Source organism: uncultured Paraglaciecola sp. (assembly GCF_913020055.1).
GTDB lineage: Bacteria > Pseudomonadota > Gammaproteobacteria > Enterobacterales > Alteromonadaceae > Paraglaciecola.
Map to the genome: position 1 here is coordinate 14,942 of NZ_CAJWCF010000014.1, position 24,741 is coordinate 39,682.

Annotated in this window: 18 protein-coding genes and 1 pseudogene; 3 read left to right on the forward strand and 16 right to left on the reverse strand. The window is 40.3% G+C overall.

Features of this window, described 5'->3' with window-relative positions; translation table 11 throughout:
* Nucleotides 1-61 precede the first annotated feature (61 nt).
* Together QZ488_RS04755 and QZ488_RS04760 are read right to left on the reverse strand one after the other, a co-directional pair.
* Nucleotides 62-967: a GGDEF domain-containing protein gene (locus QZ488_RS04755; protein ID WP_293746658.1), complete on the reverse strand. Its 906-nt coding sequence runs from the start codon at nucleotides 965-967 to the stop codon at nucleotides 62-64.
* Nucleotides 968-1,375: 408 nt separating this feature from the next.
* Nucleotides 1,376-1,567 carry a hypothetical protein gene (locus tag QZ488_RS04760; protein WP_293746659.1) on the reverse strand — a complete coding sequence of 64 codons (192 nt, stop codon included), beginning with the start codon at nucleotides 1,565-1,567 and terminating at the stop codon, nucleotides 1,376-1,378.
* Between the two features lie 298 nt (nucleotides 1,568-1,865).
* Between QZ488_RS04760 and QZ488_RS04765 the strand changes: the two genes are divergently transcribed.
* The gene (locus QZ488_RS04765; RefSeq protein ID WP_293746660.1) at nucleotides 1,866-2,576 is read left to right on the forward strand and encodes a 2OG-Fe(II) oxygenase; all 711 of its coding nucleotides are present in this window, start codon (nucleotides 1,866-1,868) and stop codon (nucleotides 2,574-2,576) included.
* A 261-nt stretch (nucleotides 2,577-2,837) separates the two neighbouring features.
* On the opposite strand, the pseudogene rluF reads toward QZ488_RS04765, so the two are convergent.
* From rluF to malQ, 12 genes and pseudogenes are all read right to left on the reverse strand, one after another.
* A pseudogene (gene rluF / locus QZ488_RS04770) lies at nucleotides 2,838-3,569 on the reverse strand (23S rRNA pseudouridine(2604) synthase RluF); the annotation flags it as partial.
* Nucleotides 3,566-6,379 (reverse strand): DUF349 domain-containing protein, encoded by a 2,814-nt coding sequence (locus QZ488_RS04775; RefSeq protein WP_293746661.1) that lies wholly within the window; start codon nucleotides 6,377-6,379, stop codon nucleotides 3,566-3,568. The gene QZ488_RS04775 and the pseudogene rluF, both read right to left, overlap by 4 nt.
* A complete protein-coding gene (locus QZ488_RS04780) occupies nucleotides 6,369-6,662 on the reverse strand; it encodes a DUF1315 family protein (RefSeq protein ID WP_293746662.1) in 294 nt (97 codons plus the stop codon). Before QZ488_RS04780 ends, QZ488_RS04775 begins: the two co-directional genes overlap by 11 nt.
* A gap of 2 nt (nucleotides 6,663-6,664) precedes the next feature.
* Nucleotides 6,665-6,991 carry a hypothetical protein gene (locus QZ488_RS04785; RefSeq protein ID WP_293746663.1) on the reverse strand — a complete coding sequence of 109 codons (327 nt, stop codon included), beginning with the start codon at nucleotides 6,989-6,991 and terminating at the stop codon, nucleotides 6,665-6,667.
* 88 nt (nucleotides 6,992-7,079) lie between these two features.
* A complete protein-coding gene (locus tag QZ488_RS04790) occupies nucleotides 7,080-8,750 on the reverse strand; it encodes an AGCS family amino acid carrier protein (RefSeq protein ID WP_293746664.1) in 1,671 nt (556 codons plus the stop codon).
* A gap of 59 nt (nucleotides 8,751-8,809) precedes the next feature.
* Complete coding sequence (locus QZ488_RS04795) at nucleotides 8,810-9,937, reverse strand: M14-type cytosolic carboxypeptidase (RefSeq protein ID WP_293746665.1); 1,128 nt, start codon at nucleotides 9,935-9,937, stop codon at nucleotides 8,810-8,812.
* Between the two features lie 73 nt (nucleotides 9,938-10,010).
* Complete coding sequence (locus tag QZ488_RS04800; RefSeq protein ID WP_293746666.1) at nucleotides 10,011-10,532, reverse strand: TlpA disulfide reductase family protein; 522 nt, start codon at nucleotides 10,530-10,532, stop codon at nucleotides 10,011-10,013.
* Nucleotides 10,533-10,614: 82 nt separating this feature from the next.
* Nucleotides 10,615-12,078, reverse strand: a complete 1,464-nt coding sequence (locus tag QZ488_RS04805; protein WP_293746667.1) for a glyceraldehyde-3-phosphate dehydrogenase — start codon at nucleotides 12,076-12,078, stop codon at nucleotides 10,615-10,617.
* Between the two features lie 337 nt (nucleotides 12,079-12,415).
* Nucleotides 12,416-12,898, reverse strand: a complete 483-nt coding sequence (locus QZ488_RS04810) for a hypothetical protein (RefSeq protein ID WP_293746668.1) — start codon at nucleotides 12,896-12,898, stop codon at nucleotides 12,416-12,418.
* Between the two features lie 56 nt (nucleotides 12,899-12,954).
* The gene (gene glgX / locus QZ488_RS04815; protein WP_293746669.1) at nucleotides 12,955-15,033 is read right to left on the reverse strand and encodes a glycogen debranching protein GlgX; all 2,079 of its coding nucleotides are present in this window, start codon (nucleotides 15,031-15,033) and stop codon (nucleotides 12,955-12,957) included.
* 3 nt (nucleotides 15,034-15,036) lie between these two features.
* The gene (glgB, locus tag QZ488_RS04820) at nucleotides 15,037-17,229 is read right to left on the reverse strand and encodes a 1,4-alpha-glucan branching protein GlgB (RefSeq protein WP_293746670.1); all 2,193 of its coding nucleotides are present in this window, start codon (nucleotides 17,227-17,229) and stop codon (nucleotides 15,037-15,039) included.
* Between the two features lie 51 nt (nucleotides 17,230-17,280).
* Entirely contained in the window at nucleotides 17,281-19,476 is a 2,196-nt protein-coding gene (malQ, locus tag QZ488_RS04825) for a 4-alpha-glucanotransferase (RefSeq protein ID WP_293746671.1), read from the reverse strand.
* 295 nt (nucleotides 19,477-19,771) lie between these two features.
* On the opposite strand from malQ, the gene gap reads away from it, so the two are divergent.
* A complete protein-coding gene (gene gap, locus QZ488_RS04830; RefSeq protein ID WP_293746672.1) occupies nucleotides 19,772-20,767 on the forward strand; it encodes a type I glyceraldehyde-3-phosphate dehydrogenase in 996 nt (331 codons plus the stop codon).
* 110 nt (nucleotides 20,768-20,877) lie between these two features.
* A complete protein-coding gene (locus QZ488_RS04835) occupies nucleotides 20,878-21,717 on the forward strand; it encodes a D-hexose-6-phosphate mutarotase (RefSeq protein ID WP_293746673.1) in 840 nt (279 codons plus the stop codon).
* A gap of 78 nt (nucleotides 21,718-21,795) precedes the next feature.
* Here the strand turns inward: QZ488_RS04835 and QZ488_RS04840 are convergent, their stop codons facing one another.
* Together QZ488_RS04840 and pnp are read right to left on the reverse strand one after the other, a co-directional pair.
* Entirely contained in the window at nucleotides 21,796-22,227 is a 432-nt protein-coding gene (locus QZ488_RS04840; protein WP_293746674.1) for a DUF4389 domain-containing protein, read from the reverse strand.
* Nucleotides 22,228-22,502: 275 nt separating this feature from the next.
* The gene (gene pnp, locus QZ488_RS04845) at nucleotides 22,503-24,620 is read right to left on the reverse strand and encodes a polyribonucleotide nucleotidyltransferase (RefSeq protein ID WP_293746675.1); all 2,118 of its coding nucleotides are present in this window, start codon (nucleotides 24,618-24,620) and stop codon (nucleotides 22,503-22,505) included.
* Nucleotides 24,621-24,741: the final 121 nt, after the last annotated feature.

The following is a 24,741-nucleotide window of genomic DNA, read 5'->3' on the forward strand; positions in this document are numbered from 1 at the left end:
AACTGCCAATATTAGGCGTTATGCGGTAATCCATTAACTATCAAACATGGCGTTAAATATTCTAATCTTCAATCAAATGTGAAGCTTCCATTTGACCAATCACCGTTAATCCCTTGCCGGTTTTTTTCGCTTGATACATTAATTTGTCTGCCTGGCTAACCATGTCACTCATCTTCACACTTTGTGGCATGTGAGTAATGACAGAGCCAATGCTCGCCCCAATCTCAATTGGATTTCCTTCAACATTAGTGATGGATGAAATCTGACTGATCAACCGGTCTAAATAACTTTTTAAATGAGCACTGTTGCCAATATCATAGAAACAAATGATAAATTCATCCCCACCAACACGAGCAATAATATCGCTAGTTCTCACATTATGTCTTAGATGGCTAGCGACTTCACAAATAACGACATCTCCAATGTGATGGCCAAATTGATCGTTAATAGGTTTAAAATTATCCAAATCAATAAACGCAATTGAAATACTTTTATTATTGCGGATCGCTAGTTTGTGTAATTTTTCACTATATTCATCAAACACTTTTCGATTAGGCAAACCAGTCAATGGATCATTTGAACTTGAGGGTTTGATTATTTCGTTACTCGACTCGATACAGGATAATAATAGGTATTTATCATCAAGAGGCGTGATGCCAATTTGAAGAGAGAATTCACCCCCACCTTTTTTTAGCCCGGTCACTACTCGTCCACTATTCATTGCCATGTTTTGTGGGTTAGCTGCATAGTTCTCCCTCAAAACCATATGTGACCTATGATATCTTTCTGGAATTAGGTCTTCGACATTATGACCAAGCGATTCTTCGTTATTGTAGCCAAATATATCTTCAGCTTTAGGATTGGCATAGGCTATCTTTCCGTCATCTTTGGCAACTAAAATAACGCCTAACGGTAATTTTGTGGCGATTGAAATGGCGAGATCTTTATTCAACGTTAATTTCGACATTATGAATGCAGTTCCTATTTCCAGCCATGAGACGACAATATATTGGCTTAAATATACAACCAAACGAAAAACAGCGAGTTATTTTTTGTTCTTCACTTGAACAACAAATATACGTTGATTATTTTAGTTGAAATTTTTATCAACCAGAAAGTTCTATATAACAATAATGTCATGGGAAATTTTAGTACGCAAAGTTTTAATCGCGAAATATAGCTCAATGTTGCTGAGCGATACCTACAGACTTGTATAAAAAGTTGGCTTTACCCGTTGCTTTGGTATTGATGTATTGCGCACCATAAGAGTTGTGCTAAGTAAAATTAACCAGCCATCCATTTTGTCTGCTTCAAATAAGTAGAGCTATTTGACAATATTACAATGGGTGACTGGATCATCCGATTTTTATAGGCACTAAGCACTGTAACGGCGAGATTTCAGAGGTGCTAATAGCAAGTAAAAAACCCATGCAAACCAAGACACAAAAATGACAGCTAGGATCCAAGCAAACTTTTCACCACCGCTAGTTCGATTAGACACACCTATAAGGATAATGGGAATAATCCAACCCACAAACAATATGACACCACATAAAAAACTAAACATGTTTAATACTCCATTTATACCAACGTTAGTGAAAATCTAGTTGGAATAAACATACATAGCAAAGACTGTTCCAGAATTAAAACTCAACATTATCAATTAGATAGAATTACTAAGACAAATCGACCTTGGGCTTTTTCGCCAAATGATCACAGTTTTCACCAATCGGTGTTCACTCTCAAATACAGTCTTGTCGCTAAACGTCCCCATAAAATTAAGCCGCATTGAATAGGAATTAATACTCAACCCTGTATTATCCCATTTTTCAGTGATTATCTAAAAGTGCCAGTGGGTAGTTTGAATGTGGATGAATAAAGAACAAACAACCGATTCCGCGATAAACGCATATCGAAAATCATTAAAACGCGCTTGCCCCAACCATATTGTGATTGATGGCCTATTCAACCCAACGAAACTGGATAACGTAGTCAAGGTTTTGCAACGACCTCATGCTTGGCAAACTCAAAAACATACCTACTCCGCCTTGTATGTTGATGACAACCAATGGCAAAAAACCAACACCGAACAACGCTTTGTGCAACGGGATGTGTGGCAACGTAATGCTGTTACCTCCAATAACGCCAGTGCCTATAATCTCGAATCAAACTTAGCTTTAGAGTTTCTAACATACTTACGCGGTAACGAATTTATGGCCGTATTATCACGCATTTTTAAAGTGCCACTTACCGATTTGAATGTGGCCGTGCCTGAAATTAATACTAACTACTTCCGACTAGGGCCCACCGACTTTGTTTGTGAACACGCCGATGACTCCCCCGGACGAGAAGTCTGTATGTTATTGTATTTAAACAAAAACTGGAACAAAGAAGCCGGTGGAGAGCTGATATTTACAGGTAAGAATAATAAACCGATTAGTATTGCACCACTGCATAACCGCTGCGTATTGTTTGATCCCTCATCAGAGGGCTCTGAACATTGGGTGAAGAGTTTAAACTCTGAATTTGCAGATACGTTTCGCTATAACGTTACCAGTTGGTATTGGTCTGAATAGTGTGTTTTCTGAAAGTGATTTAGGCACCGGCTTTAAAATAAATCGGCACTGTTCGAAAAACTTAATCAAAAAGCAGAAACTATATAGGGTGGCAAAGCAATGAGGAGACGCTTAGTGGATTAAGAGTTTTGCCCTCGAGCGGCTTTTTTGCTTACTTTTTGCAGCTGTAGGCAAAAAGTAAGTAGTTTAACAGGGCTGCCAATCGAAAAACCGCTGGGAAGCGGGTGCCCGTTAGGGCATAAATATCACAAACAGCGCCTAAACCGCCGTTTTACTGGATCCCTCAACAGCCCCATTAATCTCATCCATCTCCTGGGCAGTTAAATCCCGCCACTGCCCAACCTTTAGCCCTGCCAACCGTACAGACATAATTCGCGTGCGTTTAAGTTTGACGACTTCATAACCCAAATATTCACACATCCGCCGAATTTGTCGGTTCAAACCTTGGGTCAAGACTATGCGAAACACCATTTTACTTTGCATGGTTACTTCACAAGGTTTAGTCACGGTGTCTAAGATAGGCACACCTTTAGCCATTTTCTGAATAAAGCGATCTGTTAGCGGCCGGTCAACGGTCACCACATATTCTTTATCATGGGCGTTTTCAGCCCGTAGAATTTTATTAACGATATCGCCATCACTGGTCAAAAAGATCAAACCTTCAGAAGGTTTATCTAAACGACCAATGGGAAATATTCTTTGTTTATGCCCGATAGCATCGACAATATTGCCTTGAATATGTAACTCAGTAGTACAAGTGATACCTATAGGCTTGTGATAGGCGATATACACCCTATCTGCCTTATCAATTGCACTGGCTTGGATAAGTTGTCCATCGACCGTCACAACATCACCTGGGGACACTTTAGTGCCTAATTCCGGGATGCTATCGTTTATTCTGACTCTTTGTTGTTCAATTAATTTATCGGCTTCACGTCTGGAACTAAAACCAGAATCGCTGATAAATTTGTTCAGCCGAATCAAAGCACTCATGAGTTGACAAACAAGGGTTTGATTCGTTTAAGCATAGTCAGGTCAGTTTTACTTAAGCTGCCCGCTCGGATCCAATCTTTGAGCAAAGACAACAAGTCTAGGCTATCTCCAGATTGTAACTTTTGCGCCATCAATTGCATTTGAATCATTTGGCGTTTCTCTGCATCTTTTTTGAGTGAATCCTTTTGCGCCACTATTTCCATTTTTATGGTTAATTCATGTCTATCATTACCTTTAGACACTTCACGGAAACACTGTTGCCATTGTTTGTTTAAGCTAGCTGCGCTTGCGGGTATTTCGTCATCCGATTGCCACTCTTTTAACGCACTAAACAAATCTAGGTAGGTTTGACTTTTGGCAGCTTTTGCAAGCTCGGCCAATTTAGCTTGCTGTTGTTCAACAACACTTTGTACCCTTTGTTCTAACGCTCTGCGATCACGTGTTGGCAAGGTATTGATGGCATCAATAACTCCTTGTTTTTCTTGCATAGCACTTTGCACACTAGCCTTATCAGCAGCATTACCAAGTGATGCCTCAAACTGTGTGACTTGCTGTTTGATCAGCTCCACTTGCTCTCTCACTTTGGCAATCTGTTGTTGATTCACCTCAGATTTTTTAGCGAACAGGCTATCATTGGCCTTTCTGAACAGTGGCCACAATTGAGCTTCGGCTTTTTTGCCGGCATGCTCGATGGTTTTCCACGTCTGTTGTAATTTTTTGGCTTGTTCTATTGCCTCATCCACAGATTCCAACTCTGAGAGTTTTTCGGCTTTGGTTAACAGTGCCTGCTTTTGCTCAGCATTGTATTGATAGAAGGCCGATACTTTATCCCTTAAGGGGTTAAGTAATTTTTGATAACTATCGTATAAAGCATTACGTTGTTTGAAGTCCACTTCACCAATGTTTTTCCACTTTTGCTGCACACTTCCTAGCGCTTTCGCCAATTCGGTTACGCTTCCTTCTCGCTCACCTAGTGCTTTAATCTCCGCTAACAATTGTTGCTTAGCCAACATGTTTTGTTCACGTTGTTTTTGTTGTTGATCATAAAACTCACGGCATGGCGCAAATGCTTTTTCAATTGCACTTTCAAAGGCCACATTTAATGCATTGTCAGACTCTGAATCTATTTTACCTAAGCTATTCCATTGTGAACGCAACGACTTAATAGCGGTTGATTGGGCTTCAATCTCTAAAGGCTGGGCAATTAATGCTTCAACTTCAGTTAACAATGCGGGTTTGCGCGGGGCAGCAATGTATTCCTGCCAGTCTTTTAGGTTTTCAATTTGTTCTTTAACTGAAGTAAACGTACGTTCCAACTGCCCTTGTTGTCTCTCTGGTAACTCAGTGAACCAACGTTGTACTTTTTGGTAAAGAACCATTGCCGCTTTGAACTTACCTTGGTTTATCAGACTTTCAACCGCTCTGATTTTATTTCTACAACGAGACACATCGCCGTCTACTTGGTTTCTTAAGGCTTTTGTTGCTTGCTGCCATTGTTTTAGTAATTCGTTCCATTGCTGCGTTAATGCTACGGGAACATGTGCTTGGTAGCTGGCTATAGACGCACGCCATTGTGCTCTTTGCTCTCTAAGGTATTCTTCGGCGGCTTCAATTTGGCTGGCATCATTAGGCAATGCTAACCCAGCAAATTTTTCTATTAACTCTTGGCATGTTTGAATAGCCTGTTGAAAATCAGCAAGACTTTCCAGAGTATTTAAACTAGATCTCAACTGATTATTCAGTTGTTCTAAACGTCTATGCTCACTCGACTGAGTTGCTGGTAACTGGCGGGTTAAACTGTGTAACTTTTCAGTTTGCTGATGTATTGTTTTTACAAACACATCCACTTCAGATGTGCTGATTTCAGTGATTCGAGTGGTTAACTGTTTAGACACTTCAGCCAAACTTTGCTCTACCTCGGCCACCAAAGCTTGCATACTTTGACTTAACACTAGCTCAGCTTGTTGTGCTTCCCATTGAGGCTTCAACAAAGCAATTGTGCGCTCTACACGCAAAGAAATGTCGGAATGTTTTTGCTGGATTTCAGTTCGTTTAAGCTCTGTTAAACAATCAAACCGTTCTGCTAGTTGAGTGTACTGTTGGGTTAGTTCTGATTGTTGTTGCTGAATGTATAATAAATCGCTCTGATCTTTCAGCGCCAGCAAACGAGACAACACCATTTTCACTTGCTGCTCAACTTCAATCGGCGCTTGTTCTGCTGCCTGCCAGCTTTTAAGTGTGTCATTCGCCAATGCAATCACTTCACTTGCAGCTATCTTCTTCTGTACTTTATTAAGTAATTTACGAGTCTGCACACTATCGGTAAAGGTACTTAATATGGCAATTTGCAAACTCTCGTTTTGGCTATCAAACAACAGTTTTTCTTGTAATTGTGGCTTATCTGCTTTTTGCAGCAAACTCATAGCCAGTTGCATGTCTTGTTGTACCCAAGGTTGTACCAGTAATTTTTCGACTATGCGAATATCCCGCGTTTCTAATATAAACTTGCGTTTTTCATCTTCAGATAAGGCGCTATTATTCTCATCCAACAAGGTATTTTCAACGAACTGTTGTGATTTTTTTTGCACTCTTTCGTTTTTGGCAATCTCAGACATTTTGTACCACAGTACAAAGCTATCGAGTTTCTGTAAGGCAGCCAGACTGACACCTACATCTGAATCGTTAAAAGCCAATTCGTGCAACACAGACTTTTGCTGAGGATCTTGTTGATTTAGGTTTTCTATTGCTTGAAGGCGTACCTGAGGATCAGGATTTTGATGTTTGGAACGAAAAAGGTGCTTAAAGATCATCCTGTTTAAACCGCGCTATTGTTTGAATGTTATTAGAATTTTGTTTGAGTTCTTGCTGCAGTGATTCTCGGCTTCGGTGCACAATTTCGCCGTCTGGGCCAACTGTCATATGTTGATCTGATTTTAACACTTTGGCTTGATAATACATCACCGCTTGCATTGACGTTTCTCTTTGTTGCTCAGTAAGCGGCGAACCGTCTAACCACTTACCTGTTTCTACTGCTTGCAGCAATTTTTGATAAACCGGTTCAGACATTGAACTTAATAACCCAGTATTATCCATAACTAATCAGACCTTTTTAAAAGTATCAAACGCACTCGATTAACGATGTACCAAATAAAACCAACAATACTAAGACCGATTGCAAGGTTATATTGCACACCAGCTGGTTCAGCTCCACCCCAGTACATAAAACCAAACCCCGCCACAAATAACAACATGGCTATCATGGACTGTGTTTGAATTTTTTGATTTTTTAGATACTTATTTAAACTTTGTTTACGTGCAATATCCTCAGCATCTGCTGTACCGAGAGAAAAACTGCAGTGTTGGCAGCTTTGTGCTTTATCGGATATTTTTTTATTACAAGAAGGGCAATCTATTAATGCCATATCTTTTCCTCCAAAATTTGATATCCCTAAATTGGGACAAAATAGAAAAGCGCGACTAATAGCCGCGCCTCACTCAAACCATCAAAGGTTATTTGTTTTCTTTATTAAACTTTTCCCAGTATTCAGCAACGGAGTCTTTCATTTCTTTACGCAGTAGGAAAATACCAAATAAGTTAGGTAAGGTCATTACCACTATAGCCACCGCAGACAATGTCCATACCAAGGTAGTGTCAGATACTGCAGCCCATACAAATCCAGCTACATAGACTACTCGATAGGGCATAACCGAACGTGGACCAAACAAATAGGTCATTGCCCTGTCGCCATAATAAGACCACGCAATCGCCGTAGAAAAGGCAAACAACAGTAAACCAATAGATACGACATATTTGCCCGACTCACCAAAAAATCCCTTAGTGAAAGCTAAGGCGGTAAGACTTGCTGAGTGAATTAATGACTCACCTCTTACAATAATATTATCTTTACTCAGGTTGCCATCCACTACTTTTAATGTGCCAGTGAAATTGTCCTCTGGATCACCCAAAGAAAAAACAACATTATCAGCAAACGAACGGGCATTAAAAATCGTAAAGCCTTTACTTACCGCTTTACCGTTAACCACTTGTATCTCACCCGTAAAGTCGGAAACACCATGGCCTTCTATATCATTAATGTACGCATACAGAGTTTCTTTATCTTCTTGGCTTGATTCAACATAGTCTCCCGCCAAAATATACATATCTGTGCGATCGAAGGTGTTCTCATGTTTGTCTTTCCACACACCTGAAGAAAGGATTACCAAGCCCGTTATAGTACAAATAAGGATAGTATCGATAAACGGTTCAAGAATAGACACCATACCTTCAGCGACAGGCTCATCAGTTTTTGCCGCAGCATGAGCGATAGGCGCAGAACCTTGCCCTGCTTCATTTGAGAACAAGCCTCGGTTAACACCACGGTTAAAGGCGTAGGCGATAGTCGCACCTAAAAATCCACCAGTAGCAGCAGATCCGGTAAAGACATCTGAAAACACCGATACAAAAGCCGGTCCAACATTTTCAATATTGGCAAAGATTACGGTAAACGCACCCAATATGTATATCAAGGCCATAATTGGTACAATTTTCGAGGTAACAGCTGCAATACGCGTGATACCACCTAAAATAACTAAGGCTAAAAGTACACCAAGAATACTGCCAACAATTAAGGGGTCAAAACCAAAAGTGGCTTCAATACTGGTAGCAATACTATTACTTTGCGGCAAGTTGCCTGTACCAAACGAACTAATGACAGTCGCCACAGCAAACGCCACGGCTAACCATTTCATGTTTAATCGTTTGTCCATGTAGTACATGGGGCCACCAGCCATAGAGCCATCTGGTGTTTTATCACGATATTTGTGTGACAAGGTCACTTCGACAAACTTAGTTGTCATACCAAAAAAGGCTGTTGCCCACATCCAGAACAAGGCAGCTGGACCACCTAAAAATAATGCGAACGCTACACCACCAATATTACCTGTACCCACTGTGCCCGAAAGCGCCGTCGTTAAGGCTCTAAAATGGGTGGTGTCACCAGGCGCATCAGGTTTGTCATATTTACCTGTGACTACCTTCCAAGCGTGTTTGAAATAACGCACCTGTGGAAATTTTAAGTAGATAGTGAAAAATAAGCCTGTACCAAGCAACACGTAAGGGAACCACCAAGCGCCCCCTAACATGCCATCCATCGATTTCAGTAAATTATGAAAAGCTTCCAACGGTTTTCCCCTTAATTATTATTGTGTTTTTATTTTTATATTTGTTTTTACAAAAATACCTAACGAAGAGTATCAACTACTGCCCGCATGGCAATCAATACGTCTTCACCTAATTGTTTACTACGAGCCGGAGACCAACCATAAGCTGGGTCTGGCAAATCAATATTGTCTTTAAATGGCATTTCTAAGGTATACGACAAACAATCAAATTCATGTCCAACCGCGTTGGCCGCTACTGTTAAGTTTGCTTTACCCGGTTCATCTTTATCATAGCCGTGTACGTCTTGAAATTCAGGAGTAGCTGTCAATAAGGCTGTTTTAAACGACTCTTCTAGATTTTTCAATCGCGCATCGTAATTTGGATTACCTTCACAGCCGGCGACGAAATTATAAGGCAAAGCTTCATCTCCATGCGCATCCAAAAACATATCCACACCCACTGCTTGCATTTTCTGCTTAACCAAAAATACTTCAGGGCTATTTTCCATGCTAGGTGCTTGCCATTCACGGTTTAAATTCACACCTTTAGCGTTAGTCCGCAAGTGACCTCGCGCTGAACCATCAGGGTTCATATTAGGCACAATATAAAACACTGCTTTATCAAGCAAAAATCGTGATAAGCCATCGTCTTCGTCTAATAAACGCTCCAAAAACCCTTCTACTAACCATTCGGCCATCGTTTCGCCGGGGTGCTGGCGTGCTGTCACCCAAATCGCTTTTTTGCCTTCTTCTGGTTGACCAACCACCAGCAAAGACATGTCCCTTCCATCTAGAGTTTCGCCTAAAAACTCTTGACGACAATCAGCTGACTTTTGCGCCCAGCTAATCAGGTCCAAATGACGTTCGTAACTGTAAGGGGCAAAATAGGCGTAGTAGATATTTTCAAATTCAGGGGTATGGGCAATGGTTAACGTATCACCATCAAATTCGCACTCCACTCTAAACCATTCTTGTCTGTCATAAGAAGCAACGGCTTGATAGTTTTGCCATCCTCCAGGATAAGCCGACTTTTCGAGATCTGTTATACTTATCTGGTGGGAAATAAAGCTTTGAGTTTCTAATTTAAAATGAAACCACTGATAAAACTCAGATTGGTTATCTTTACGAATACTTAATTGAATATTTAATGGATCTTCTGCGCGGATAACTTGAATATTTCCGCTATCAAAATTGCTACTGATTCTCACTTTTAAGTCCCATGGAGATATGCCCCGAGTAATTTATCACAGTCACTATAAAAAAAGGACTACAGATAAACGTTTATGCCGAAAAAAACTGTCTTATTTTCAATCCCAAAGCCGTTGAATAGCCGAATGATTTAGCCAACACTTTTTGTTGCTCATCCAGAATATAGTAGGTTGGGTAACCTTGAATTTTAAATTGTTGTTTTAACGCCTCATGACCTAACAAAATCTGACTTGATATATTGTGTTTATCAGCAAAATTCTGGACTTCTTCGACATTTGAATAATCTAGCGCGACTCTTACAATATTCACTTTATCAGTGTCTAAATACTCAAGATTACCTATGCTGAGTGAACAGATTTTGCACCAAGGCGCAAAAAAATAAATCAGCGTCGGTTTGTCAGATTTGATTAAACTGTTTGTTTGTCCGTCAAGCCCGACCAACAATTGACCATTTACCTCGAGGTTGCTCTCACTATCGAGCATATTACGTGATTGCCACGCACTTATTGCAAAAACAAAGACCCCCAAAAACAACAAATCTCTTAACCATATATGCCATTTAATAGATCTAAATTTATTAAAAACTTTATTCAAAATGAAATCTCTTATTTCCTTTTTACAATAAAACCCGCCGAAGCGGGTTTTATTGCATTATTTTTGACTCAATTATTCGCTACTATACCTTACTAGGTAAAGGCTGTGGCAATGTTGGATAAACTAAGTCAGCCATATGCTGCAATACTTTCATTACCTGACAACTATAACCAAATTCATTGTCATACCACACGTATAATGTGGCTCTATTACCAGCGACTATTGTCGCTTGCGAATCAACAACCGAAGGCGCTCGTGTGCCCACTAAGTCAGTGGATACAATTTCCTTTGAGGCTGTGTAGTTGATTTGATGTTGCAAGGGAGAGAATAATGCGATGTCGCGTAAATATTCATTAATTGCCGCTTTATCGGTTGACTCTCCTAAGTGTAAATTTAATATTGCCAAAGATACGTTAGGTGTAGGCACTCTAATGGAGCTACCGGTCAATTTACCTAGTAATTGAGGATATGCCTTAGCAACAGCAGTCGCCGCGCCAGTTTCAGTGATCACCATGTTTAATGGTGCGCTGCGCCCACGTCGATCGCCTTTATGAAAATTATCAATCAGGTTTTGATCATTAGTATAGGAATGCACCGTTTCAACATGACCACTTTCAATCACATATTTTTGATCTAACGCTTTTAAAACAGGTGTAATTGCATTGGTGGTGCAACTCGCCGCTGACAAAATCTTATCCGAAGACAAAATATCCTTATCATTTACCCCGTAAACAATATTTTTGATATCGCCCTTACCCGGAGCAGTCAACAGGACTTTCTTTGCGCCTTTGGATTGTAAATGCTGACTCAAGCCCTCTTCATCACGCCACATGCCGGTATTATCAACTACAATAGCTTGATCAATACCATATTGAGTGTAATCAACTTCAGTGGGGTTATTGGCATAAATGACTTGAATATAAGAGCCGTTAGCCTTAATCGCATTTTTTTCTAAATCGATTGTGATACTGCCATTAAAAGGCCCATGCACTGAATCACGACGTAATAAACTCGCTCGTTTTTCAAGATCCCCTTCTTTACCACCACGAACAACAATCGCTTTTAGTCGTAACTTATTATTCGTACCTTGTCTTTCAATAAGCAATCGCGCTAATAACCGGCCAATTCTGCCAAATCCATACAACACCACATCTTGTGATTCTTGTTGATCTTTAACATTAACAATACTTTTAAGCTGACTAGAAAGATAATCTTCAATTGATAGTGATTTATATGCGGGATCATAGTGATAAGCGTAGGCTAATCTGCCCAAATCAATATGCGCTGGAGCCAGCTCCATTTCATTCAAGGCTTGCAGCAACGGCCAACTTTCTCTTAACCTAAGTTTGCTTTGCTCTTTTAACCTAACAGTACGATGGGCCTTAATAATCTCTATTGCACTAGCGCCTAAAAGGGGTCTTCCATAAACCGATATCTCAATGGCACGATTACGATAAAGTTTACCCAATACAGGCTGCATTTGTTCTGCGTATTCTTGCCTTTCCTGCCAACTACTAATGAGTTCTTGCTCTAACTGCTGATTCATAACCTGTTGCCTAATCCCCGATAGTCATATCAAATTCGCGGGCATTCTAATCAAGGAAACACAAAGAACCAAATTGTTGAAAAATTACCAATTTTCTAAAAAAGTACACTTAATGCTCTATTTTTAGGTAATTAATCTTCATTATGAGAAATAATTGTTCAAAGGAGAGGTTAAGTTTTAAAAATCAACATGATCAGCGCTCAAACAAGTATTTTTCCTAAGCAATAATGAAATTAACTTTCACTAAAAAACATTAATATTAATCAGTATACGTATCTGTACAGACATTTCGAATGTTTAGAGGGCCACTTATTACTACTATTCATCATAAGAATCATTAATAGCCCCGTGACCGAATAAACGAATGAAGCTGAAAAAATTGATTGGCTTGATGCGTATCTATACTTACATCTATATTCGATAACCAGGTAATGGCTGAATTAATATCGCTTAAAAACGCAAAATCCACCTCTGCGGCTTGATAGGCTTTGGTTAATTGACTTTGAATTGTGTTGGCAATATCTGAATCCTGGATCACTACCGCTAGTCCAGTTAACCCCATAGATTTTCGGATTTTAGTGTGTTTTGCAAATGCCTTAAAAGTGGAAGGTGGCATTAAACTCTCGCCATACAAACAACTTAGACAGCCCCAAGGTTTAGATAAATCTAACTGTCCAATGTTCTGACCCATTTCTTTGGCCCCGCGTATCATGGTTTCATCGTTCCATGGGCCTCGAGCAGAGAAAATAATAGTTTGCTGGGAACGACTCACTACATAATCCCCGTGCTCCTGAGAATAGTTCACTTTATTTGTAATCAATCATTAAACTTCACATCAAACCAACCATCTTATGTTTGACTGTAGGCATAAAATACTCAGTTATCAACAGAACACTTAAACACACAAATACTTTTAAATGCTTGCATATGCACTTGCCTAATAAGTAAGTCAGGTTGTTCAGACCATCTCGCATATCGGGTATCTAGCATAATTTGCCAGGCCGTATCAGCACCCAAGTCGGGTAAATGGAACCGTACATCATGGTCGCTGGCATTAAATACCAACAACCAATGTTCATGGTGTGCATTATCCGCATCACGCGGGCCACATAGTTCTAAAGCAAACGCTTGGTTATTGTGATTTTGCCAATCATCTTCTAACTTACGCTCGCCATCTGGCCGGTACCAATTAATCTTTTCGACATTATGGCCCAACGAATAATTGTCATCTTTTAAATTAAGATGATTAAGTATTTCACTACTTTTACGCAACGAAATCGCTTGCTGACAAAAGGTTAAGAAATCTTGTTTTTGTTGATTTAATGTCCAATCAAGCCAACTTATTTCATTGTCTTGGCAATAGGCATTATTGTTGCCCTGCTGAGTACGGCTTAATTCATCACCGCCAAGCACATGTGGGATACCTTGAGACAACATCAAAGTAGCAAACATGTTGCGTTTTTGTCTTTCACGTATAGCGAGTATCTGTGCATCAGAAGTTTCACCTTCAACACCATAATTAGCCGACACATTATGCCCATGGCCATCTCGGTTTTGTTCGCCATTTGCTTCATTGTGCCGTTCAGCGTAACTAACTAAATCATGCAAGGTAAATCCGTCGTGGTAACTGACGTTATTGACCGACGTAAGAATGGAACGGGCCTCCTTATGAAAAACATCACGTGAGCCTAATAGCCGAGTAGCAAAATCGCTAGTGTGGCCTTTATCGCCTCGCCAAAACGAGCGTACAGTGTCTCGATATTTGTCATTACACTCTAACCAATTAGACGGAAATTGGCCTAGACGATAACCGCCATGACCTATGTCCCAAGGTTCGGCAATCAGTTTACTTTTAATTAATATTGGATCTTGACGAATGGTGCGAAAAAATCCAGACAACGATGAAAATTCATAAGGGTCACGGCCTAAACTAGCGGCTAAATCAAATCGAAAACCATCCACCCCCATTTCTGTTGTCCAATAACGCAGTGCATCCATGACCATTTTAAGCACATACGGAAAAGCCGTATTCACACTGTTGCCACAGCCTGAATTATTGACATATTTGTTGTAATCAATCGCACCATATTCGTTACGATCGAATAAATAACATGACGAGTTATCAAAGCCTTTAAATGACAGTAATGGTCCGTCAAAGTCTCCCTCTGCAGTGTGATTAAACACCACATCCAAAATCACTTCGAGCCCTGCTTCATGCAGAGTATTTACCATTGTTTTAAATTCAGCTACACCGTCTTCAACTACATACCTAGGTTCGGGACAAAAGTAATTAATCGGGTTGTAGCCCCAATAATTTGTCAGCCCTTTATTGGTGATATAGGGTTCTGGCATAAATGCAGCCACAGGCATTAACTGAATAGCTGTAATGCCCAATGATTTTAGATGGCGAATAACTGAAGGGTGGCATACACCTAAAAACTTACCTTTATAGTGGTCTGGCACATCAGGGTGTAACTGGGTTAAACCTTTGACATGGGCCTCATAGATAACAGTTTGGTCAAGAGGAGTATGGGGTTTAAAGTTTTTCTGTAAGTAAGGTTCAGAGTCTTGGACTATGGCCTTAGGGATCATGTATTGGCTATCACCTTCGTACTGCGTTTTATTCCACACAGCAGGCCTATTTAAGGCTTTTGCATAAGGGTCGATGAGCAATTTCTGATGATCAAATTTCAGCCCCATATGTACATGGTTTTCACCAATCACTCTGTAGCCATACAATTGCCCAGCTTGAATATTATCAAGCTGGCAATGCCAAATCTTTCCAGTTTTTGCTGGCATCGCAATGACCGCCAACTGTTCTTCTGTATCTTTGTTAAATAAACATATTTCAACGCCATCGGCATTAGGGCAATGAACGGCAAAATTACATCCACTTTGCCCCATAGTGGCACCTAAAGGATGAGGTTGCCCATCTGAAACATCAAACTTGGACATTTGTTAGCCCTTAAATAAAATAAACATACAAGCCAAAGGCGGCAGATTAAAGCTGACAGAGTGAGATTGGTCGTTCCATGGCTCTGCAACCGCCTGCATTTTTTTACTTGTTTTGTAAGCACTACCCCAATACTTTTTGTCGTCAGTGTTTAAAACCAACTGGTAAGTGCCTTCATCCTGCACGCCTAACTTAAAGTTTTCGTAGGGCATAGGCGTGAAATTAATCAACACATACATCTTCTGTTTTGCATCACTAGACTTACGTAAAACAGATAAAATACTTTGATCTGCATTTCCATGATCAATCCATTCAAATCCTTGTTTACTGTGATCTAATTCATACAGTGCAGGATACTTGCGATACGCTTTATTTAGGTCACGATACAAGTTTTGAATGCCTTTATGTTTATCATATTCAAGCAAATGCCAATTAATCGAGCTGTCATGATTCCACTCTGCAGCTTGGCCGATTTCATTACCCATAAAGTTAAGTTTTTTACCGGGATGAGCATACATAAAACCAGCATAAGCGCGTAAGTTTGCAGCTTGTTGCCATTCATCCCCTGGCATTTTTCGTAACAATGAACCTTTACCATGTACCACTTCATCATGGGAAATAGGCAACACAAAACTTTCGTCAAAGGCGTAAACCATAGAAAAGGTAATTTCATTGTGATGATAACGACGATAGGACGGATCTTTAGCAATATAATGCAAAGAATCATGCATCCAGCCCATATTCCATTTAAAACCAAAGCCCAAACCACCTTCAAATACAGGCCGTGAAACCTTTGGAAACGAAGTGGACTCTTCGGCGATAGTTATTGCATGGGGGAATTTTTCGTAAACTTCTTTGTTCATCCATTGCAATAAACTAATGGCTTCGTAATTATGGTTACCGCCATCTACATTAGGTATCCACTCGCCTTCTTCTCGTGAATAATCCAAATACAACATGGATGCCACAGCATCAACTCGAAGACCATCAATATGGTACTTATCCACCCAGAATAATGCATTGGCCACTAGAAACTGACGTACCGTGTCCTTGCCAAAATCGTAAATGCAGGAGTTCCAATCTGGATGCCAACCTTTGCGAGGATCTTCGTATTCGTAAACGTGAGTTCCGTCAAATCTAGCCAAACCGTGGCCATCTTCAGGAAAATGCGCAGGCACCCAGTCAATGATTACGGCTATACCGTTCTGATGACACTGATCGACAAAATATTTAAAGTCATCAGGCGAACCAAAACGACTAGTAGGAGCAAACAATCCCACCGGCTGATAACCCCACGAGCCATCAAAAGGAAACTCTGAAATCGGTAACAGTTCAATGTGGGTATAACCCATGTCTTTAATATACGGAATTAATTTTTCTGCTAACTCCCGGTAACTTAGGTACCTTTCACCCGAATCTTGCTCAGGCCGTTTCCACGAGGCCATGTGTAATTCATAAATACTCATGGGTTGCTGGTATTTGTCTTTCTTAGCTTTTTTTAACCAAGCTTTATCTTGCCATTGATATTGTTCGTGATCGTAAACCACTGAAGTATGTGATGGGTATTGTTCTGCGTAAAAACCTACTGGATCTGCTTTGTGCGGTAAATTATTACCCGCAGCATCTTTTAATTGATATTTGTATTTCGCCCCAGCTTCGATACCTGGTACGACTAACACCCAATAACCAAAATCGGTTTTTTGCATGGGTAAACACGATCCATCCCAAAAATTAAATTCACCAATTAACGACACCGCACTAGCATTAGGTGCAAACACAGCAAAACGAGTGGCTTGAATGGGTGCAGCTAGACCTACATCCAAAGAAATAAGTTGCGCACCTAATTGTTGATATACATTTTGTGCACTGTGATCGATAAAATGCACAGCATGATAAGCCTGTTCTTGAAACTGGTAAGGATCAATAACCTGATACAGCCCCTGTTTGTTTGTGACTTCGAAGGCATAAACTTGCGGTGCTTGTTTAACCTTAAACTCACCACGAAACAAATGACTATCAGCTACTTTTGTTAAGCTGCCGATTGGCTTACCAGATGCTAAGTCAATTACCTTGACTGTTTCAGCATTGAGTAACCAAGTTGTGACTGTAAAAATAGAATTTGAGGGCTGAAAATGAGCGCCCAGATGAGCAAAAGGAAAAGTACATGTGGCATGTTTGAGTAAGTGTTCTAGCTGCATTTTTTCGCCTTAGTAAGGGTGACTCACAGAATAAGTGAGCCACTGTCTGTTTTACTTAGAGGCGATTTTTCGTGCCTCAGATAAATTAGCTGCAAGATTATTTAACGAACTATCATCAAATATATCCTGTAAATTCCGTGTTAGTTTGCGTCGCCAATTAGGGTATTCGTTAAAGGTGCCAGGAATATTAACTGGCTTATCCATTTCTAACCAATCTTCCAATTGTAAGCTGAGAAGTTCACTTGAACCTCCAGCCATATGTATCTGCATACCAAAATTAAGCGCCTTGCTCATGCCAACATTATGCACATCATGGCCCACTTCGTCATTAACCGAATGATGGCCATGCAAGGTATCTAAAATAGCCTGCTTGTTTTCGTGTCTACTGGTATAGAGAGTACTTAAAATTTCTTCTGTAGGATATAAACCTAACTCTTTTCCTAACTCTAAATCATGACAATGCCAATAACCAGACAAGGTTGGCATATCGTGCGTGGTAAGAGTTGACATAGATTGTTCAGGGTAATGAGAAGGAGAGAAAAAACCACCATCTTTAGATTGCTCAAAAAAGAACACACGATAAGAATACACACCATTATCGGCTAGTTTGGTTCTAATCTCTTCTGGTACGGTACCTAAATCTTCGCCAATCACCAAACTTTGATGTCTGTGGCTTTCCAAGGCCAAAATAGCCAATAAATCATCTACAGGATAATAGACATATCCGCCCTGCTTAGCATTGTCACCTTTAGCAACCCACCATAATCGTAGTAGAGCCATCACATGATCAATACGAAGAGCACCTGTAGCGCGCATGTTAGAATCAAACAATTCAATTATGGGTTGGTATTGTTGTTGATAAAGTATTTCTGGGTCCATTGGCGGTAAACCCCAATTCTGCCCTAGTGGGCCCAAGATATCTGGGGGAGCACCGACACTTGCATCTGTACAATATAAGTCTTTATTACCCCAAATTTCTGCACTACCTTCACTTACGCCTACGGCAAGATCGCGGTATAAACCAATTAACATGTCATTTTTTTGTGCGACTTGATTGGCCAGTTCTAGTTGCAGCGCGGCTTGCCATTGCAACCAGAGGAAAAACTTCACACGCTTGACATGTTTTTTAGTAAAGGTCTTAACTGCAGGATTGTGAAAGTCGGAGAATTCCTTTGGAAACACAGGCCAGCCCCACGACTCTTTGCCTTGTACCGCTAAACTCTCTTGTAAAGCATCATATACCGCCAAGGTCTGTAAACTATCACCACCTTCAGCTACAAAGGCTTTGAATGACTTGTTTAACTTGGTGTTTTTAGACAGATACTGGCTATTCTGATATTCAAAGACTTTGTCTAGTGCTTGTAACTTTAGTTCAGTAACAATTTCATAATCGACTAAATCAGTGGCTCTAGCCTGCTGTAACTTATGCTGAAAATCTTGGTCATTGATGACTGCCTGTGTGTCAGCTTGCTGATATCCATCTAGGGCAGTCACATCAATATAAATAAAATTTAACCAGCGACGAGACGAGGGTCCATATGGGCTACAAGCATTGGCGTTAGCTGGATAAAGAGCATGAATAGGATTGAGTCCAACAAATTGTGCACCTTGTTTAGCCAATTTTTCAATCAGAAATGACAAATCGGTAAAATCCCCTACTCCCCAGTTGTTGTCACTGCGCAAACAATAAAGCTGAACGCTTAGCCCCCAGACTTTTTGACCTTGAGTCAGTGCTTTTGGCTTGAAACACGATGTAGGGGCAATAATCAGGCGCATACGGCCTAACACGTCGTCATCAATTACCAAAGACAATGTATGGTATCCCAAGGGTAAATCTACATTAATATCAATTAGATACTCTTGAAACTCAATCTCTTCGATATGTACAACATTTATCAATTGACCATCAATAGGAATAAATCGGTGTTGTAATATTTCACCAAGCTCAGTGTCAATCTGAGCCACATATTCATCTGTCACTAACTCAATAGGAAGGCGCACTGTAATTTGCAGAGGCTCTTTAACACGTAAAACCTGCACAGGGTTTAATACAGTCAACCATACTTTATTACTTTTATCCTGAACTTGTGCCAGTAACAAATCTGGGTCATTAACCTGATAACCCATTGCGGCTAACAACTTGCTTTTTGTTGCTGGCTCTATGGTTGTTGGATGTCCCCAAGCATCATTGTAGTTAGACTCAATTCCGCGATATTCCACCAGCTGCTCAAGTAACGAAGATGTCATTAAAATTTAATTCCTGTCTATTTAACGGAGGTCAGCGACCTTCACAATCACCTCTATTGGAGGGGCAACATTTTATATTACTGCAATAGGAACATTATCGGCGAAAACCTTACATTGATGGCAATGAATACGTTTGCAATGACAATATTGTAATTTAATAACATATTTATGGGAATATTTTGCCTTATTCTACGATTTAGTCCATAATTTTGTAATAATATTTCAGAAGGGCGTTATCGCCTTTCGTAATAAACTGATTTAATCGATTAGTTATAAAAGCTCAGAGGATTAAGACATGACAATTAAAGTAGGTATCAATGGCTTCGGCCGAATAGGTCGATTTGTATTCCGTGCCGCATGTGAACGTAACGACATTGAAATAGTCGGTATTAACGATCTATTAGATGCAGACTACATGGCGTACATGCTTAAGTATGACTCTACCCATGGAAAGTTTAACGGCACCGTTGAAGTAAAAGATGGCCAATTAGTAGTGAACGGTAAAACTGTACGCGTGACTGCCGAACGTAACCCAGCAGATTTGGCTTGGGATGCAATTGGCGCTGAGGTAGTAGTTGAATCAACCGGTCTGTTTTTAACTGACGAAACTGCACGTAAGCACATTGAAGCAGGCGCTAAAAAAGTAGTACTTTCTGCCCCTTCTAAAGATGCAACGCCTATGTTTGTAATGGGTGTTAACCATAATGAATATGCTGGTCAAGATGTGGTGTCTAATGCCTCTTGTACTACTAACTGCTTAGCGCCTTTAGCTAAAGTACTAAATGATAACTTCGGTATTGTTGACGGTCTAATGACAACTGTACACGCAACTACTGCTACGCAGAAAACCGTTGATAGCCCTTCTTCTAAAGATTGGCGCGGTGGACGTGGTGCTTCTCAGAACATCATCCCTTCATCTACTGGTGCAGCAAAAGCAGTAGGTAAAGTGATTCCAGAACTGAACGGCAAACTTACTGGTATGGCTTTCCGCGTACCCACTGCTGATGTTTCAGTGGTTGATTTAACGGTAAACTTAGCAAAACCAGCTACTTATGCAGAAATTTGTGCCGCCATGAAAGCCGCTTCTGAAGGCGATATGAAAGGCGTGATGGGTTACACCGAAGATGCGGTAGTATCTCAAGACTTTATTGGTGACGTTCGCACATCAGTGTTTGATGCCACTGCAGGTATTGCCTTAACAGATACATTTGTGAAATTGGTTTCTTGGTACGACAATGAAATTGGTTACTCAAACAAAGTATTAGATTTGGTTGCACATATCAGCAAATAAATAGCTTGGCGAATTAATTGGATCGGTTGATCTTTAATTTGGCCACTAAAACATGTTAAAAAGGCGGCTATCTTAGGCGCCTTTTTTGATCCCCCTTATAGAGAACACCGATGCTACTGACTGATTCAATAAATATACAAACGCGAGACAACATTCAGCTATTGCACATAAATAATGCCTTCGCCACAGCTGAAATCTCTTTGTTTGGTGGGCACATTTTGAGCTTCACGCCCAAACATGACAATCGTGATCGCCTTTGGCTAAGTAAAAAAGCTATTTTTGACGGCACAACGGCTATTCGTGGTGGTATCCCTGTATGTTGGCCATGGTTTGGTGCACATAAATCCAACTCTGATTTAGCTGCTCACGGGTACGTTAGAACACAAACCTGGGACATCCTCAACACCGAAGAAACGGATACCGGTACAATCATTAAACTAACACCGCAAACGAGCATAGGCGAAGGATTAGAAGGCAAGGCACAACTCACCCTAGAGGTTCACGTAGGGCAACAGTTAAAAATACAATTACATACCACTAATATTGGTGACAGCCCCTTAACCTATGACTGCGCGCTACATAGCTATTTTACTATTTCAAATATTACCCAATGCGAGTTGTTCGGCTTGTCTGAGCAGTATTCGGATAAAACCCGGGATTATCAATTGTTCGAAACGCCTAAGCCATACCGATTCAACGAGGAAACAGACAGGGTACATTTGGAAACACCAAGTACCCTGACCATAATTGATAAGCAGATAAAAACGGATATTCAATCGACGGGGCACGATAGCATAGTGGTATGGAACCCATGGCAGGATAAATCCATTAACATGCTTGATATGGAAAACGATAGTTACCTAACCATGTTATGCGTAGAAACGGCAATAACTAAGAGCCAGACAGTAAACCCTAACGAAACCCATGTTTTAGAACAAATAATCATTTAATCATCATGGATGTCTAGCTTAAGTGAGCAATACTTAGGATCAGGCTAAGCTATTTGCTTTAACCTGATCCTTTAGTTTTTAAACCGTAAGCGGATCATCCTTTGAATTATTTTCCGCTGCTGTTTCATTCTTAATGTCCTCATCTGCGACATTAATAACCTGTTCATTGTTTTTGGTTGTAGTCTCAGAAGCGGCCATATATTCACCTTCTCCCTCATTTAAGTTTGATTTTGGTGCGCCATCAGGAAAATCCATAAATGGAAACGGCATATCGTCAGTATTGAAGGTTAAAAACAAGGTGATTTGATAGATATAGGTACTTAAATTCTGACCGAAAGGTATCACCGATTCATTGACCTGCCCCTTAAAGAGCACTGTCACAAATTGAAAAACAGCCACCAAGGTTACAATTAATTTTGCTACCCCTGAAATGATGGCAAAAACCACCATGAATAAACCTCGTTTCCAAGTAGCCAGATTGGTTAATGTTGCTTTAGTTTTATCGTCCATTTGATTCTCCTCGAGTAAGGTTGTTAGTTGAGCTTTCACTTAGACAGGAGCAAATATGAGGCCAATAATTTTTATCAATAAAATCAGATAGTTAAAAATAGCTTATAATTATCAAATATGAAGAACACGACTTATTGTGTTAAATCATCAAATAGTGACAAAAATCACCAAACATTAAAGAAACAATATTAAAAAGCTGGTTCAAGCATAAAATACAGACATTAAAAAAGGGAGCCGAAGCTCCCTTTTTGGTTACCTAATATAAATTAGATAACTTATTCGTTACCTTCAGCTGCTTCTGGTGCCGCTGGCTTTTCAAGCAAATCTTTAATGCTTAAACGTACGCGGTTTTGACGGTCGATTTCAACAACCTTAACGTCTAGGATTTGGCCTTCTTCTAAGAAGTCAGATACCTTGTTAACACGTTCGTGAGCGATTTGTGAAATATGTACTAAGCCTTCTTTGCCAGGCAGGATTTCAACAAAGGCACCAAAATCAACAATACGCGTCACTTTACCTGAGTAAGTTTTACCTGACTCAACTTCAGCAGTGACTTGCTCAATCTTAGCAATAGCGATTTGCGCTTTAGCTAGTTCTGTAGCAAAAATCTTAACAGTACCGTCATCTTCGATTTCGATATTACATTCAGATTCTTCAGTAATAGCACGGATCATCGCGCCGCCTTTACCAATTACGTCACGGATTTTGTCTTTATCCACTTTCATTTTGTAGATACGTGGAGCGAACTCAGACATCTCTTCACGGTGACCAGAAATCGCTTGGTCCATCACGCCTAGAATATGCAAACGAGCTTCTTTAGCTTGCTTAAGGGCAACTTGCATGATTTCTTGAGTGATACCTTCAATTTTGATATCCATTTGTAGTGCAGTGATACCGCCAGTTGTTCCGGCTACTTTAAAGTCCATGTCACCTAAGTGATCTTCATCACCTAAAATGTCAGAAAGAACTACAAAGTTTTCATCATCTTTCACTAAGCCCATTGCGATACCCGCAACAGACGCTTTAATTGGTACACCAGCATCCATAAGCGCTAGAGACGTACCACAAACAGACGCCATTGAAGACGAACCATTTGATTCAGTGATTTCAGAAACAACACGTACCACATACGGGAATTCTTGTTCAGACGGCATAACCGCTTGAATACCACGTTTAGCTAGACGACCATGGCCGATTTCGCGACGCTTAGGAGAACCAACAAAACCAGTCTCGCCCACACAGTATGGAGGGAAGTTATAATGCAACATGAAACGGCTGTCAGTTTTACCACTAAGGCCATCAATCATCTGTGCATCACGCTCTGTACCTAAAGTAGCAGCAACGATTGCTTGGGTTTCACCACGAGTGAACAAAGCAGAACCGTGAGTACGTGGCAACAAACCAGTAGCAACGTTAAGCGCACGGATCATCGCTGGATCACGGCCATCAATACGTGGCTGACCAGCTAGAATACGTGAACGTACTACGTCACTTTCAAGCTCGTGCATCATTTCTGATACTTCTTTAGCGTTTTGAGTTTCATCAGCAGCAACAATAGTTTCAACTGTTTGACTAGTCAAAGCGTTGATAGCGTCTTTACGCTCCATTTTGTCAGAAACCTGATAGGCTTCTGTCATACCGGCTTCAGCTAATTCTTTAACTTGGTTTTTAAGCGTAGTATTTTCTGGCTCGCCTTCCCAATTCCACGAAGGAGTATTGACCTCAGCAGCAAACTCAGCTACAGCACCAATAACTGTTTGTAATTGCTCGTGACCGTACATAACCGCACCAAGCATCACTTCTTCAGATAAAATATCTGCTTCAGACTCAACCATCAATACTGCGTTTTTAGTACCAGCAACCACTAGGTCTAGCTTGCTAGCTTCAAGTTCAGAAGTACGGGTATTTAATACATATTGATCATCAGTGTAACCAACACGTGCAGCACCGATAGGACCGTTAAAAGGCATACCAGAGATAGCAAGTGCGGCAGACGCACCGATTAGAGAGATTATATCAGTAGGGATTTCAGGATTAGCTGAAACAACAGTGATGATAATTTGTACTTCGTTCATAAACCCATTTGGGAATAAAGGACGAATTGGACGGTCAATCAAACGAGACGTTAATGTTTCGTATTCAGAAGGACGGCCTTCACGTTTGAAAAAACCACCTGGAATTTTACCAGCTGCGTAAGTTTTTTCTTGATAGTTAACCGTCAATGGGAAGAAGTCTTGACCAGGCTTAGTATTCTTTTTACCAACAACAGAAACCAATACACAAGTATCATCCATACTTGCCATTACAGCTGCGGTGGCTTGACGAGCGATTACGCCCGTTTCTAGAGTAACAGTATGCTGACCATACTGAAAAGTTTTAGTAATAGGAGTCATTTTTTTCCTTTATATTATTTAAAATTGCCCCTCTTAGGACAATACACTTTTTGCTTTCTTTATATCGCTTTCAAATGCGGCGCATAGTGTATACCCAAATCCGTTTAAAATACAGATTTGG

Excerpts from the sequence above, each read along its gene's own strand:
- QZ488_RS04755 (WP_293746658.1), bottom strand. The coding sequence starts at position 967 with ATGTCGAAATTAACGTTGAATAAAGATCTCGCCATTTCAATCGCCACA.
- QZ488_RS04835 (WP_293746673.1), top strand. The coding sequence starts at position 20,878 with ATGCTACTGACTGATTCAATAAATATACAAACGCGAGACAACATTCAG.
- QZ488_RS04760 (WP_293746659.1), bottom strand. The coding sequence starts at position 1,567 with ATGTTTAGTTTTTTATGTGGTGTCATATTGTTTGTGGGTTGGATTATT.
- gap (WP_293746672.1), top strand. The coding sequence starts at position 19,772 with ATGACAATTAAAGTAGGTATCAATGGCTTCGGCCGAATAGGTCGATTT.
- QZ488_RS04765 (WP_293746660.1), top strand. The coding sequence starts at position 1,866 with ATGTGGATGAATAAAGAACAAACAACCGATTCCGCGATAAACGCATAT.
- pnp (WP_293746675.1), bottom strand. The coding sequence starts at position 24,620 with ATGACTCCTATTACTAAAACTTTTCAGTATGGTCAGCATACTGTTACT.
- glgX (WP_293746669.1), bottom strand. The coding sequence starts at position 15,033 with ATGTCCAAGTTTGATGTTTCAGATGGGCAACCTCATCCTTTAGGTGCC.
- QZ488_RS04805 (WP_293746667.1), bottom strand. The coding sequence starts at position 12,078 with ATGAATCAGCAGTTAGAGCAAGAACTCATTAGTAGTTGGCAGGAAAGG.
- QZ488_RS04840 (WP_293746674.1), bottom strand. The coding sequence starts at position 22,227 with ATGGACGATAAAACTAAAGCAACATTAACCAATCTGGCTACTTGGAAA.
- QZ488_RS04785 (WP_293746663.1), bottom strand. The coding sequence starts at position 6,991 with ATGGCATTAATAGATTGCCCTTCTTGTAATAAAAAAATATCCGATAAA.
- glgB (WP_293746670.1), bottom strand. The coding sequence starts at position 17,229 with ATGCAGCTAGAACACTTACTCAAACATGCCACATGTACTTTTCCTTTT.
- QZ488_RS04775 (WP_293746661.1), bottom strand. The coding sequence starts at position 6,379 with ATGATCTTTAAGCACCTTTTTCGTTCCAAACATCAAAATCCTGATCCT.
- QZ488_RS04780 (WP_293746662.1), bottom strand. The coding sequence starts at position 6,662 with ATGGATAATACTGGGTTATTAAGTTCAATGTCTGAACCGGTTTATCAA.
- malQ (WP_293746671.1), bottom strand. The coding sequence starts at position 19,476 with ATGACATCTTCGTTACTTGAGCAGCTGGTGGAATATCGCGGAATTGAG.